Origin of the sequence: Achromobacter marplatensis (genome assembly GCF_002209535.1) — a bacterium.
GTDB lineage: Bacteria > Pseudomonadota > Gammaproteobacteria > Burkholderiales > Burkholderiaceae_B > Achromobacter > Achromobacter marplatensis.
Genome location: NZ_NJIG01000007.1, coordinates 1 through 14,154, shown reverse-complemented (window position 1 = coordinate 14,154; position 14,154 = coordinate 1). Strand labels below are relative to the sequence as shown.

Annotated in this window: 12 protein-coding genes; 6 read left to right on the top strand and 6 right to left on the bottom strand. The window is 67.2% G+C overall.

The window, feature by feature from the left end:
* Positions 1 to 99 precede the first annotated feature (99 nt).
* The 3 genes from CEY09_RS17510 to CEY09_RS17500 are packed head-to-tail and all read left to right on the top strand — an operon-like array spanning position 100 to position 3,065.
* Complete coding sequence (locus CEY09_RS17510) at positions 100 to 1,533, top strand: aldehyde dehydrogenase family protein (RefSeq protein WP_006226811.1); 1,434 nt, start codon at positions 100 to 102, stop codon at positions 1,531 to 1,533.
* 29 nt (positions 1,534 to 1,562) lie between these two features.
* Entirely contained in the window at positions 1,563 to 2,042 is a 480-nt protein-coding gene (locus tag CEY09_RS17505; RefSeq protein WP_006226812.1) for a GlcG/HbpS family heme-binding protein, read from the top strand.
* A 12-nt stretch (positions 2,043 to 2,054) separates the two neighbouring features.
* On the top strand, positions 2,055 to 3,065 hold the full coding sequence (locus CEY09_RS17500; RefSeq protein WP_088589644.1) for a 2Fe-2S iron-sulfur cluster-binding protein: 1,011 nt from the start codon (positions 2,055 to 2,057) through the stop codon (positions 3,063 to 3,065).
* A 34-nt stretch (positions 3,066 to 3,099) separates the two neighbouring features.
* Here CEY09_RS17500 and CEY09_RS17495 read toward each other — a convergent pair whose 3' ends face one another.
* The 6 genes from CEY09_RS17495 to CEY09_RS17470 form a co-directional block, all read right to left on the bottom strand.
* Positions 3,100 to 3,537 (bottom strand): universal stress protein, encoded by a 438-nt coding sequence (locus CEY09_RS17495; RefSeq protein WP_006226814.1) that lies wholly within the window; start codon positions 3,535 to 3,537, stop codon positions 3,100 to 3,102.
* A 116-nt stretch (positions 3,538 to 3,653) separates the two neighbouring features.
* Positions 3,654 to 5,360: an ABC transporter ATP-binding protein gene (locus CEY09_RS17490; protein WP_088589643.1), complete on the bottom strand. Its 1,707-nt coding sequence runs from the start codon at positions 5,358 to 5,360 to the stop codon at positions 3,654 to 3,656.
* 6 nt (positions 5,361 to 5,366) lie between these two features.
* Entirely contained in the window at positions 5,367 to 6,239 is an 873-nt protein-coding gene (locus CEY09_RS17485; protein ID WP_006226816.1) for an ABC transporter permease, read from the bottom strand.
* The gene (locus CEY09_RS17480) at positions 6,236 to 7,207 is read right to left on the bottom strand and encodes an ABC transporter permease (RefSeq protein WP_088589642.1); all 972 of its coding nucleotides are present in this window, start codon (positions 7,205 to 7,207) and stop codon (positions 6,236 to 6,238) included. The genes CEY09_RS17485 and CEY09_RS17480 overlap by 4 nt, the downstream gene beginning before the upstream one ends.
* 19 nt (positions 7,208 to 7,226) lie before the next feature.
* Complete coding sequence (locus CEY09_RS17475) at positions 7,227 to 8,915, bottom strand: ABC transporter substrate-binding protein (RefSeq protein WP_088589641.1); 1,689 nt, start codon at positions 8,913 to 8,915, stop codon at positions 7,227 to 7,229.
* 40 nt (positions 8,916 to 8,955) lie between these two features.
* The gene (locus CEY09_RS17470) at positions 8,956 to 9,792 is read right to left on the bottom strand and encodes a hypothetical protein (RefSeq protein WP_088589640.1); all 837 of its coding nucleotides are present in this window, start codon (positions 9,790 to 9,792) and stop codon (positions 8,956 to 8,958) included.
* A gap of 222 nt (positions 9,793 to 10,014) precedes the next feature.
* Between CEY09_RS17470 and CEY09_RS17465 the strand changes: the two genes are divergently transcribed.
* The 3 genes from CEY09_RS17465 to CEY09_RS17455 are packed head-to-tail and all read left to right on the top strand — an operon-like array spanning position 10,015 to position 13,869.
* Positions 10,015 to 11,256, top strand: a complete 1,242-nt coding sequence (locus tag CEY09_RS17465; protein WP_088589913.1) for an SfnB family sulfur acquisition oxidoreductase — start codon at positions 10,015 to 10,017, stop codon at positions 11,254 to 11,256.
* Between the two features lie 4 nt (positions 11,257 to 11,260).
* Positions 11,261 to 12,478 carry an SfnB family sulfur acquisition oxidoreductase gene (locus CEY09_RS17460; protein WP_088589639.1) on the top strand — a complete coding sequence of 406 codons (1,218 nt, stop codon included), beginning with the start codon at positions 11,261 to 11,263 and terminating at the stop codon, positions 12,476 to 12,478.
* Positions 12,479 to 12,498: 20 nt separating this feature from the next.
* Positions 12,499 to 13,869: an LLM class flavin-dependent oxidoreductase gene (locus CEY09_RS17455; protein ID WP_088589638.1), complete on the top strand. Its 1,371-nt coding sequence runs from the start codon at positions 12,499 to 12,501 to the stop codon at positions 13,867 to 13,869.
* The last annotated feature ends 285 nt before the right edge of the window (positions 13,870 to 14,154 follow it).

Genomic DNA, 14,154 nt, shown 5'->3' with positions numbered 1-14,154 from the left:
TATACAATGTTCAGAAGCTATCTAAGACGACCGATTTCCGGCCATTCCCGCACAGGTAAAGGACGCGCACCCGTGGACGACCTCTCGCAGCAAGCATTCATGAATCACATCGGCGGCGCCTGGGTGCCCAGCGCCACCGGCCGGACTGCCCCTAACCTCAACCCGGCGGATACGTCCGACGTGGTGGGGCTTTTCCCGGTGTCGGACGCCGAAGACGCCCGGCGCGCGGTCGAGGCGGCCGATGCCGCGTTCGCCGCCTGGCGCGACACGCCGATCTCCAAGCGGGCCGCCATCCTTTTCCGCGCCGCCCAATACCTGGAAGACCACGCCGACGCCTTCGCGCGCGAACTGACCCGGGAGGAGGGCAAGGGCCTGAATCTCGCCAAAGACGAAGTGCTGCGCTCGGCGCAGACGATCCGCTTCTATGCGGTGGAAGGCCAGAGCTTCACTGGCGAGACCTTCGTCAACGACGATCCCGACATGGTCGTCTACAGCCAGCGCGAACCGCTGGGGGTGGTCACGGTGATCTCGCCGTGGAACTTCCCCATTTCGATCCCCGCGCGCAAGATCGCGCCAGCGCTGATCACTGGCAACACCGTGGTGTTCAAGCCGTCGTCCGACGCGCCGCTGTCTGGCTACCGGCTGACCGAGGCGTTCGTGCAGGCGGGGCTGCCTGCGGGGGTGCTGAACCTGGTGGTCGGCCCCGCCGCCGCCGTTGGGCCCGCCATCACCACCGCGCGCGCGGTGCGCGCGATCTCCTTTACCGGCTCTACCGCGGCAGGCGAACAGATCCACCGCGGCGCGGGCCTGACCACCCGCACGCAGATGGAGCTGGGCGGCAAGAATCCGCTGATCGTGCTGGCCGATGCCGACCTGGACCGCGCCGTGGATCTAGCCGTGAAGGGCGGTTTTTCGCTCAGCGGCCAGGCCTGCACGGGCACCAGCCGCGTGCTGGTGGACGCGAAGGTGCGCCAGGCGTTCACCGACAAGCTGGTGGCGCGGGTCAAGACGCTTACGCTCGGCAACGGGCTGGACGGCAACTTCGACCTGGGCCCGCTAGCCACGCGCAAGCAGCTGGACAACGTGCTGAGCTACGTGGCGGTGGGCAAGGAAGAGGCCACCCACCTGTGCGGCGGCGACGTGCTGACCGGCCCGGGTTTCGAGCGCGGCTACTACGTCACGCCCGCGCTCTTTACCGACGTGACGCAGCAGATGCGCATCGCGCGCGAAGAGATCTTCGGCCCCGTCATCGCACTGATCGAAGTCGACGGTTATGACGACGCCATTGCCAAGGCCAATGACACCGAATACGGCCTGTCGGCCGCCATCGCCACCACGGATGCGCGCTATGCGCACCGCTTCGCCCGCGACATCCAGGCAGGCACCGTGAAGATCAACCGCACCACCACCGGCAACCTGATCAACGCGCCCTTCGGGGGGCTCAAGCACTCCAGCACCTCCACGTTCCGCGAGTCCGGCCGCGTGGGCCTGGAGTTCTACACGCAGATCAAGACCGTCTACCGCGCCGGCTAAGGCCGCGGACAACCGAAGAGGCTATCCCTATGAAACAGATTTATCGCCTGGAACTGGAAGAAGCGCGCGTCATGGTGCGGGCGGCCATCGCCAAGTCGGAAGCGATCGGCGTGCTGGAATCCATCTGCATCGTGGACGACGGCGGCTACCCCATCGCCCTGGAACGCATGGACGGCGCGCGCATCACCGGCCCGCAGATCGCCTGGAACAAGGCGTTCACCGCAGCGGGGCACAAGCGATCGACCCATCTTTTCAACACCCCGCCCAATGGCCCCGCGCTGCCCGGTAACGAAGCCTTCGGCATCCAGTGGAGCTTCGAGGGCAAGTTCGCCGTGTTCGTCGGCGGCTTTCCCATCGTGGTGAACGACGAGGTGATCGGCGGTATCGGACTGAGCGGCGGCAACGGCGAACAGGACACACAGGCAGGCGTCGCCGCGCTGGCGGCATTGGCCGAACTGCTGGAGCCGCGCGGCATGAAAGTGCTGGTGCAGGCCGACATCAAGAAATAAGCGAGGCCGGCCATGGCATACCGCGTGCACATCCTGGAAACCGGTGCCGCCTTCGAGGTGGATGCCGGCGAATCGGTGCTGGAGGCCGCCGGGCGCGCAGACGTCAAGCTGCCGCACGAGTGCACCTTCGGCGGCTGCGGCACCTGCCGCATCAAGCTGGCCTCAGGCACCGTGCGCTATGAGGAATTCCCCATGGCGCTGACGCCGGAAGAGTCGGCTGAAGGCTATGCGCTGGCCTGCCAGGCGCGGCCCGAAAGCGACCTGTGCATTAGCGTGGCAAGCAGCCGGCAGGTGTTTCCCGAACCGCGCCGCCTGCCGGCCACCGTGCAGCGCATCGAAGCGGTTACCGAAGACATCGTTCATCTGACGCTGGCGCTGCCGGATGCCGGGCTGGACTTCGTGCCGGGCCAGTACATGAACGTGCTGCTGCCCGATGGCGAGACACGCAGCTTTTCCATGGCGTCGGCATCGGCTGGCCAGCAGGTGGATTTCCATGTGCGGCGCATTCCGGGCGGCCGCTATACCGACCACTGGCTGGGGCAGGCGCAAGCCGGCGCGGCGCTCACGATCGAAGCGCCGCTGGGCGTATTCAGCTATCACGAAGAAGACTGGCGCCCGCTCATCATGATGGCGACCGGCACCGGCATCGCGCCGATCAAGGCGATCCTGGAATCCTTGCTGGATAAAGAGGACTGCCCGCCCGTCAGCCTGTATTGGGGCATGCGCACCGAGGAAGACCTGTATCTGAAAGACGAGATCGCCGGTTGGGCGGGGCGGCTGTACGAATTCAATTTCGTGCCCGTGCTGTCGCGCGCTAGCGCAAGCTGGCAGGGCCGGCGCGGCCATGTGCAGGACGCCGTCCTCGAAGACCACGACGACTTGTCCGAGCACGCCATCTACCTGTGCGGCGCGCCCGCCATGATCCAGCAGGCCAAGCACCTGCTGGCCGGCCGCGGCGCCAGCCTGGACCACATGTACGCCGACAGCTTCACCTTCCAGCACGCGCTGGCCGCCGCGGGCTGACGCGGCGGCGCCCGGTCCGGGCGTGCGGTGGGTCCTAGCGGAACACCAGCACGGGCAGGCGGGTCTTGGCCAGCACGCGTTGCGTCTCGCTGCCCAGCAGGAACCCCGTCATGCCGTGGCGCCCGTGCGAGCCCATGATGATCAGGTCGCACCCCTGGCTCTTCGCGGTTTCGACTATCGCCTCGTGCGGATGGTCGTTGACCACCACGACGATGTTGCAGGGCACCAGCGCATGGCGGGCCTCCATTTCCAGCCCGTCCAGATAGCCTTGCGCGTTCTTGCGCGCCTGGTCGGTATGTGGCGGCTGCGTGGTGCCCAGCATCTCGGCCTGATAGACCAGCAGGTGGTCCTCCGGGATGGCGCGGATGAGGGTGATGGTGGCGCCCATTTCCTTGGCGAAAACGAGTGCGCGCTTGAAAGCCGATTCGGACAGCAGGGAGCCATCCACGGCGATGAGCAAGTGCCTGTACATGTTGCCTCTCCTTTAGGAAAAGGAATGTCGAGCAACGGCGAATTCAGTATAGGCTTGCCGTTGCCCGCAATCCAGTCCCGCATAAGGAGGAGGCGGACCCGCCCGGGCGCGCCGGCTCAGGCGCTCCGGCGTAGCGCGTCGCCACCTGGGGAAAGCCCTTGGGGCAACGCATCGATCAGGCTGCGCGTATAGGGGTGGAGCGCGTTGCGCCACAAGGTGGCGTTGGGGCCTTCTTCGACGATCCGGCCCGCATTCATCACCAGCACCCGATCGGCCAGATAGTGGACCACCGACAGGTCGTGCGAGATGAAAAGGTACGACAAGCGGAATTCGGCCTTTAGGTCCACCAGCAGGTTCAGGATCTGCGCCTGCACGGACACGTCCAGCGCCGATACGGGTTCGTCGCAGATCACCAGCGCCGGGCGCAGCACCAGTGCGCGGGCGATGCCGATGCGTTGGCGTTGCCCGCCCGAGAATTCACTGGGATAGCGCGCCAGCGCCTGGCGCGGCAGGCCCACCGCGTCCAGGATCCGGGCGATGCGCTGGCGGCGTTCCTCGCGGTCCTTCACCCGGTGGATGCGCAAGGCGGCCTCCAGGATGTCGTTGACCGTATGGCGCGGGTTCAACGACGCATAGGGATCCTGGAAGATCATCTGCACGCTCTGGCGGTAGGCCGCCAGGCGGTGCCGGTCCAATTGGGCGGTGTCTTCGCCGCGCAGCAGGATCCGGCCGGACGCCGGGGCAAGCAGGCGCACCAGCGTGCGGGACAGCGTGGATTTCCCGCAGCCGGATTCGCCGACCAGCCCAAGGGTTTCGCCGGGGGCGATCTGGAACGACACGCCGTCCACCGCGGTGCTTGCGCCATGGGCCGTCGGGTACTGCACGCGCAGGTCTTCGACTTGCAGCAAGGGCGTCGCGCCGATGGGAATGGGGTCGTTGGCGGCAACCGGCACGCGGTCAGGGGTCACAAGGCCGAACACCGGGCGTCCCGAGGCGGGGTCGAGGCGCGTGCGGATTTCAGGCAGCCGCAACGTGCTGTAGTGGGTTGCGTCGTCCAGGCGCAGCGACGCCCCGAGCAGGCCCCGGGTGTAGGGGTGGCGCGGCTGGGCGAGCAGCGTCGCCGCGGGCCCTTCTTCGACCTTCTCGCCGCGCACCATCACGGCGACGCGGTCCGCCCATTGCCCGACCACGGACAGGTCATGCGTGATCAGCAGCAGTCCCATGTTCAATTGCGACCGCAGGTCGTCCAGCAGTTGCAGGATCTGCGCCTGGACGGTGACGTCAAGTGCGGTGGTCGGTTCGTCGGCCACCAGCAGCGCGGGCTGGCAGGCGATGGCGGCGGCGATCATGGCGCGCTGGCGCTGGCCGCCCGACAGCAGGTGGGGGTAGTCATCCACGCGGCGCTGCGGCTCGGGCACGCGCACCAGGTCCAGCAGTTCAATGGCGCGCGCCCGGGCGGCGCGGGCGCTGGCGCCCCGATGCAGGCGCAGCGCCTCGCCGATCTGGTCGCCCAGGGTCAGCACCGGATTCAGGCTCGTCATCGGCTCCTGGAAGATCATGGCGATGCGGTCGCCGCGCAGCGCGCAGCGCTGGCGTTCCGACAGCGCCAGCAGGTCCTGGCCTTCGAACAGGATGCGGCCCGACACGCGGGCATGCCGCGGTAGCAGGCCCAGCAGGGCGAGCGCGGTGGTGGACTTGCCGCAGCCGGATTCGCCGACCACCGCCAGCGTTTCGCCGCCGCGCAATTGCAGGTCCAGCCCGTGCACGGCCTGATGGCCGGGAAAGGCCACATTCAGCCCTTGGATATCGATCAGCGTAGTCATGGTCGCCTAGCGCGCGGCGGCGGGCGCGGCGGCCACACGCTGCCGGCGCAGTTTGGGATTGAGCGCGTCGTTGATGGCGTCGCTAAGCAGGTTCAGGGCCAGCACGGTTGCCATGATGGTCAGGCCGGGCAGGGCGGTCATGTACCAGGCGGTGCGCAACGCTTCGCGCCCCGCGCCCACCATGCTGCCCCAGCTGACCACGTTGGGGTCGCCCAGCCCCAGGAACGACAGGCCGGCCTCCGACAGGATGGCCTGGGCGACCAGCACGGCGGTGGTCACGATGATGGGGGGCAGGGCGTTGGGCAGGATCTCGCGGAAAATGATGCGGGCGTGGCCTGCGCCCAGCGTCTGCGCGGCCCGCACGAATTCGCGTTCGCGCAGGGAAATGAACTCGCCCCGGGTCAGGCGCGCGATGCCGGTCCATGACGTGACGCCCAGCGCGAAGATGATGGTCGACAGCGACGGCCCCAGGATCGCCACCAGCACGATCGCCAGCAGGAAGGACGGTACGGTCTGGAACAGTTCGGTGATGCGCATCAGCACGGCGTCGGTGCGTGGGCCGGCATAGCCCGCGAACGCGCCCACCAACAGGCCGATGGCCAGCGCGATGGCAGCCGACGCGCCGCCCACCAGCAGCGACACGCGGGCGCCGTGAAACAGCCCGGCCAGGATGTCGCGGCCCATCAGGTCGGTGCCGGCGGGAAAGCTGGCGTCCTCGCCCGGCCAGGTGAAGGGCGCGCCGACCATCTCCAGCGGGTCATCAGGAAACAGCCATGCGGCGCTGGCGGCGGCGGCCAGCACGATCAGCAGGATGGCGGCGCCGACGGCGGCCGAGGGCGTGCGCAGCAGGTGCAGCGCGGCGCGGGCAATCGGTTTCATGTCTTCCTCACGCGAGGGTCCAGCAGGCCGTAGCAGGCATCCACGGCGATATTCATCAAGGCCACCAGCGCCGCGCTCATCAGCAGGATGCCCAGCAGCAGGTTGACGTCGCGGCTGGCGATGGCCTCGAACGACAGCTGGCCCAGGCCCGGCCACGCGAACACGGTTTCCACCACGATGCTGCCGCCCAGCAGCGCGCTGCTTTGCAGGCCCAGCATCGTGATGACGGGCAGGATTGCGTTCTTCAGCGCATGGCGCCAGATCACCCGCGCTTCGCCGTTGCCGCGCGCGCGGGCGGTGCGGATGTAGTCTTCCTGCAGCGTCTCGATCATTGACGCGCGTGACAGCCGCGCATAGATGGCCACGTAGTAGATCGCCACCGTCGCCACCGGCAGCGCCAGGTGCCGCGCGTAGTCGGCCCACAGCGCCCAGCCCTGGTAGGCCGCGCCCACGTCGCGGATTCCGCCGACCGGCAGCCAGTTCAGGTGCACGCCAAAGCCGACGATCAGCATCAACGCCGTCCAGAACATCGGCGCCGAATAGCCGGCCGTGGCCAGCGCCGACAGCAGAGTGTCCAGCACGCCGTGCGGCCGGCGCGCGGCCAGCACGCCCAGCAGGACGCCCACCGCCACCGACAGCGCCAGCCCGGTGCCAATTAGCGCCAGCGTAGCCGGCAGCCGCCCGAAGATCAGGTCGGCCACGGGTTCGCCATAACGGAACGAATATCCCAGGTCCAGCGACAGCAGGCTTTTCAGGTAGTAGCCCAGCTGCGCGAGCACGCTCTGGTCCAGCCCGTAGGCCACTCGCAGCTGCGCCACGTGTTCCGGCGTGATGCCGCTGTTTTCCGAGGCGATCACATCGACCAGGTCGCCAGGCACCAACTTCAGCAGGAAAAAGTTGGCGATGGCGGTCGCGCCCACCACGAACAGGATTTGCAGCAGGTAGCGGACGGTGCGGGGCAGGCGCATGGCAGGTTCCCGGCGGCCGTCAGGCCTTGCCCAGCCAGACGTTGGCGAAGTTGTTGCGCGAATGCGAGGACGCGTCGGTCACGTTGCGCACCTGCTTGTCCCAGACGCCAAACCAGCGGAACTCGAACAGGCCGATCAGCGGCAGGTCGCGCTGCGCCAGGCGCTGCACCTCGTTGTACTGGTCGATGCGCTTTTTCGGATCCGTCTCGACCTGCGCGGCTTCGATGGCGCGGTCCATGTCGGGGTTGCTGTAGCCGGACGCGTTGTACCAGGGCGTGCCCTTGGCCTCTGCCTTGCTCCAGTAGCGTGTTTCCACGCCCAGCTGCGGATCGATCAGCACCGTGCCCCACGAGCTGATGAGCTGGAAGTTGTAGTCGGTGAAGACATTGCGCGTCCACGTGGCCAGGTCCAGGCCGCGCAACGTCACGTCGATGCCGATCTTGCGCAGCGCCTGGCGCACGAATTCGCCGGTGCGGCGGTAGTCGTCGCCAAACGGGATGTAGTCGTGCGTCAAAGCAAAGCGCCAGCCGTCGGCCTTGCGCGGGTAGCCGGCTTCGTCCAGCAGCTTTTCGGCCAGCGCAGGGTCGTAGGGGTACTGCTGCACATTGGGGTTGTGATAGGGCTTCACCAGCGAGGGAACCGGGCTCACGAAGGGTTCGGCATAGCCGTTCCACACCGTCTTCACCAGCACTTGCTTGTTGACGGCGTGCGCGATGGCCTGGCGGACCTTCAAGTTGGACAAAATGGGATCGCGCAGGTTGGCTTCCAGCCAGAGCCAGGCGGCAAAGCCGTTGTAGCCCGAGGTGTCCACCGCCAGCTTGGGCAGCTTGGACAGCCGCGTGGCGTCGGTGAAGGCGACGGGGTTGCGCTCGCCGTAGGCGACACCGCCTGTCTCCAACGCGGTGGCGCGTCCCGACACGTCGGGAATGATCTTCCAGACGATGCGGTCCAGGTAGGGGCGTTCAGGCTGCCAATACTTGTCGTTCTTCTCCAGCACGATGTAGTTGCCCCGGTTCCATTCCTTGAACACGAAGGGGCCGGTGCCGATCGGCTTGTTGTTGTACGGATTGTTCTGGATGTCCGTGCCTTCGAACAGATGGCGCGGCAGGATGGGCGCACCCAGCGAATCGATGGCGTTCAGCGCCACGGGAGTGGGCTGCGACAGGTGCAGCACGACAGTGTGGTCGTCGGGCGTTTCCACCTTCTGCAGATACTGGAACACCCGGCGCGCGCTCGGCGCATGCCTGAGCCACACCTCTTCGGCGGACCATTTCACGTCGGCCGCGGTGAAAGGCTTGCCGTCATGCCACAACACGCCCTGGCGCAGTTTGAAGGTAATGGTCTTGCCGTCGTCGGACACGCTCCAGCTTTCGGCCAGGACCGGGCGCGGCTTCAGATCGGGCCCGTACTCGACCAGCCCGTCGAAGATCTTGCTGACGACCGCGCCGGTGGGCGTGGACGAATTCAGATAGAAGGCCAGCGTCGGCGGCTCCGGATGCACCACCGCGTTGAGCACGCCGCCGCGCACCGCGCCGTCCACCGTGTTCGGCAGGCTCTGGGTGTCGGCATAGGCGGGGGCGAAGATCACGTTCGGAAATAGCGCGCTGGCGCCCATCAAGGCGCCGGCGCTCATCAACCAGCGACGCAGGGGATTGGCAGGCTCGTCGTCGTGGCCGGGCGCGCCGGCGGGGGGCAATTGCTGCGTCATGAAGGTTTCCTTCTTGCTTGGAGAGGGGCGGCCGGCTGTTTCAGGCGGCCAGGCTGGTCAGGGCGGGAAGATCGTCGGGGTCGCGGCGCAGCAGAGTGGCCAGCAGTTCGCGGCGCCACGCGTCGTACAGCGCGATGTGGCCGCGCGTGTCCAGGCCGGTGGCGCGCTGGTTCAGTTGCCAGGAATCGCGCAGATAGGGGCCAAGCCGGCGTTGGACGTCCTCGTCCGCCTGGATCAGGCCGGCCACCCAGTCTTCACGCTGCGCGGGTTCCGCGCGTTCCAGCTTGTTCAGCCACCATCGCGTGATGCGGATGCGGTGCGCTTCCTCGTCAGGAAGGATGCGGTTTTCGCCGAATTCACGATGGCCGAAGTCCAGTACCCGCGCGGTCCGCCGGTTCACGAACAGGCGCGCCAGGATGTAGTGCTCGTAATGGAACTGCCAGGCCAGGAAGTTCTGCCAGTTGCGCAGCGCAAAGCGGCCGATCAGGTCCCAGGATTCCTGCACGCCTTGCTCGACTTGCGCAAGCGGGTCGGCGCCCAGCAGCGCCGCGGCACGGCCACGCGAGAATTCCGCATGGGCGGCGTCGTCGCCCAGCTGGCGGGCCAGTGCAAACTGGAATTCGGTGTCGTCCTTGAACAGGCCGGCAATCGCGTGGGCTGCGACTTGCGTGATGAAGAGGTCATGCACCGTGTTCCACACCGCGTACTCGGCGGCGTTGCGGCGTTCATCGGCGTCTGCCAGATCGCGCGGCGGGTCAATGCGCGCGGCCGGGATGTGCGGCGCGACGATAACGCGGATGTCGTCGAACAACCTTGTTTCCAACGCGCCGTCGTAATCCAGCGTCAGGGGCGGCAGGGGGAAATCCAGTTCAGGCATGGCGAGTGGCAGACGCGGAAAAGTCTCGACTCTAAGCAAGCGCCAACGCCGTCCGCAAACATTCTTTGGTGATTTCGTTATATGCGCGGCATGGCTGCTAACAGTGGGCGAGCGGGGTGCATCCGGCATATACCGATTTCACATAACCGCATGAGAATTCCGTCCTTCCGCGTGCGGCGCGGCACCGATAGGCTGCATGTTTTCCCAATGCCGGGGCGCAACATGCCGCACGCTTCAAGCACCACCGCAATTCAGGACGGGGACGAGGCGCCGCGCCTGGTCCCTGCCGCCCGCATCCGGGATGATGCCCATGCGATCGAGGCCGCCCACGCGTTGGCGGCCGAATTTGCACTGGGCGCGGCCCAGCGCGACCGGGAACGCGGATTGCCCTGGCGCGAGATCGAACGCTATTCGGCCAGCGGGCTGGGCGGCATCACGGTTCCGCGCGAATTCGGTGGCGCGGATGTCTCGCATGTGACGCTGGCCGACGTGTTCCGCATCATCAGCGCGGCGGATCCGTCGCTGGGCCAGATCCCGCAGAACCATTTCGGCTTCCTGAACCTGCTTCGCCTGACTGGCACGCCGGCGCAGCAGCGCCACTACTACGAGGGCGTGCTGGCCGGGCGCCGGCTGGGCAATGCCGGCCCCGAGCGCCACACCCGACATACCCGCGACATCGAGGCGAGGCTCGTGCCGGACGGCGACGGCTATCGGGTCAGTGGGCGCAAGTTCTATTCGACGGGCGCGCTGTTCGCGCACTGGATACCGACCAAGGTGCTGGATGCCGAAGGCAGGCTGGTCACGGTCGTCCTGGAACGCGGGGCGCCGGGCGTGTCCGTCGTGGACGATTGGTCCAGCTTCGGCCAGCGCACCACAGCCAGCGGCACCGTGCTGCTGGACAACGTGCGGGTGGAGGCCGACAGCATCCTGCCCGCCTGGCTGGCGCAGCAAGCGCCCGTTCTGCTGGGGCCGTTCGCGCAGCTGATGCAGGCCGCGATCGACGCCGGCATCGCCGAGGGCGCGTTAGAGGACGCCGTGGCCTTCCTGCGGGAGCGCTCGCGCCCCTGGGTCGAGGCCAACGTCGAACGGGCCACGCAGGATCCCTACGTGATCGCGGACGTCGGGCAGCTTTATATCGATCTGCACGCCGCCCAGGCGCTGTTGACCGAGGCCGCCCAGGTGCTGGACGACGCCCGTGGCCGGACGCTGGACGCCGATGACGTTGCCGCGGCATCGATCGCGGTGGCGCGCGCCAAGGCGGTGTCCACCGAGGTCGCGCTGGCGGCCAGCGAAAAGCTGTTCGAACTGTCGGGTGCGCGCGCCTCCCTGGCCGAATTCAGCCTGGACCGCCATTGGCGCAATGCGCGCGTGCATACGCTGCACGATCCCGTGCGCTGGAAGTACCACGCCGTGGGCAACTACGTGCTTAACGGCCAGCGCCCCAACCGACATTCCTGGATCTGAGGCCATGCCGACCAACAACATCTCGTCCCTGGCGCAGCGCCGTGCGGCGATCATCGACACCGACGCCCAGGCGCTGGAAGTCGCGCGCGTCCTGGCCGAGGACTTCGCCCGCGAAGCGTCCCAGCGCGACCGCGAACGCCGGCTGCCCTTGCCGGAGCTGGAACGCTATTCGCTGTCCGGCCTGTGGGGTATTACGGTGCCGCGTGAGCACGGCGGCGCCGGGGTGTCGCGGGTGACGCTGGCGGAAGTCACGGCGATTATCTCGGCCGCCGACGGTTCGCTGGGCCAAATTCCGCAAAACCATTACTACGCGCTGGAGGTGCTGCGCGTGAACGGCAATGCGGACCAGCAGCGCCACTTCTATGCCCGCGCACTGGCGGGAGAACGCTTCGGCAACGCGTTGGCCGAGACCGGCACGCGCACGGCCGCCGAACGCCGCACCCGCCTTACCGCCGATCCCGAGGGCGGATGGCGCATCAACGGCAGCAAGTTCTATTGCACGGGCGCGCTCTACGCCCAATGGATTCCCACGGCAACGGTGGATGACGACGGCATCCAGCGCCTGGCCATCGTGCGCCGCGACAGCCCGGGCGTCGAGATCATCGACGATTGGTCGGGCTTTGGCCAGCGCGTCACGGGCAGCGGCACGGTGCATTTCAAGGAGGTGGCGGTGCCGGCCGAAGACGTCCTGCTGCTGGCCGACCCTGCCGCGCCGCCCAACACGATCAAGCCGCTTGCGCAGATCATCCATGCGGCCATCGACCTGGGCATCGGCCAAGCCGCGCTGGCGGATGCCGTGGTGTTTGTGCGTGACCGTTCACGGCCGTGGCTCGACGCCAATGTCGAACGCGCGGCGGACGATCCGCTGACGATCAGCGAGTTCGGCCGCCTGTCCATCCGCCTGGACGCGGCGCGCGCACTGGTCGCGCGGGCGGGCCGCCTGCTGGACACGGCCACCGCCGACGGCACGCCCGCCAACGTGGCGGCAGCCGCGATCGCGGTGGCAGAAGCGCGCGCGCTGACCACCGAAGCCTCGCTTGCCGCCGGCACCAAGCTGTTCGAGCTGGCCGGCACGCAATCCACGCTGGACCATCTGAACCTGGACCGCCACTGGCGTAATGCGCGTACGCACACGCTGCACGACCCGGTGCGCTGGAAGCGGCACGCCGTGGGCAACTACTACCTGAACGACATCGCGCCCGGCCGCGTGGGCACTACCTGATCCTGACGGAACCGCACATCATGGCGAAGAAGCAAATCCTCCTGAACGCGTTCAACATGAATTGCGTGGGGCACATCAACCACGGCTTGTGGACCCATCCGCGCGACACGTCCACGCAGTACAAGACGCTGGACTACTGGACCGATCTGGCCCGGCTGCTGGAGCGCGGACTGTTCGACGGCCTGTTCCTGGCCGACATCGTGGGCGTGTACGACGTCTACCAGGACTCGGCCGACCTGACGCTGCGCGAATCGATCCAATTGCCGGTGAACGATCCGCTGCTGACGATTTCGGCCATGGCGGCCGCCACCCGGCACCTGGGGTTCGGCGTCACGGTCAACCTGACCTACGAGGCGCCGTATCTGCTGGCACGGCGCTTTTCCACGCTGGACCATCTGACCAAAGGCCGCGTCGGCTGGAACATCGTGACGGGTTACCTGGAAAGCGCGGCGCGCGCGATGGGGCTGTCGGAACAGATCGCGCATGACGAACGTTACGACCGCGCCGACGAGTTCCTGGAGGTGGCCTACAAGCTGTGGGAAGAAAGCTGGGACCGCGATGCGGTCAAGGCCGACAAGCGCGCACGCGTCTATGCGGACCCCGCGGCCGTGCGCCGGGTGGATCACGAAGGCAAGTACTACAAGGTGCAGGGCTTCCACCTGTCGGAACCGTCGCCACAGCGCACACCGGTGCTGTACCAGGCCGGCTCGTCGGGCCGCGGCCAGGCCTTCGCGGCGCGGCACGCCGAATGCGTGTTCGTGTCGAGCCAGACCAAAGAGGGCTTGCGCAAACTGGTGGCAGAGGTGCGCGAGTCCGTCGCCCGCGAGGGCAGGAATCCACGCGACATCAAGTTCTTCATGGGCGTGACGGCGGTGGTAGGCAGGACGGAGGCCGAGGCGCGCGACAAGCATGCGGAGTACTTGCGCTACGCGAACCCGGAAGCGGGGCTGGCGCACTACGCAAGCTCAACCGGCATCGATTTTTCGCGCTACGGCTCGAACGAGCCGATCCGGTACGTGAAGAACAATGCGATCGAGTCGGCGGTGAAGAACCTGACGGTGTCACGAACGGATCGCACCGTGACGGACCTGCTGGCGGACATGGCGCTGGGCGGCAGATACCCCGCCCTGGTGGGCAGCGCCGCGCAAGTGGCGGACGAGCTGGAGTCGTGGGTGGCCGAAACGGATATCGACGGCTTCAACCTGGCAAGGACGGTGACGCCGGAATGCTATGGCGACTTCATCGACCTGGTGATTCCGGAGTTGCAGAGCCGCGGGTCTTATAAGACGGCCTACGCCGACGGCCCGTTACGGGAGAAGCTGTTTGGGGCGGGGAGGGCGGAATTGCCGGTGGAACATGTGGGGAGGAGAGGGGTGCTTAGTGCGTTGTAACGGTGCGGGTGGGATTTTGTGCGGGTTCGTCGGCTGGTATTCGTGGGTTTGCAGTGGGCAGGGCTTTGTTGGTTAGCCGTTGTCAGATCTTCGTAGGTCGCCCGTCGGCGCTGTCGGCGTGACGGCGCGCGCCCACGATTGCGGTCCGGAGCCTTCGCTCCGGACTTCCCCGTCGTCATCCTTGTATGGTGAGGGTGCGCCCTCTGCAGTGGGGAGGGCGCTGGGGTATGGGACGTCGTCATCCATCAGCCGGTAGGCGCCGGACTGCCACAACGAGAGCATCCC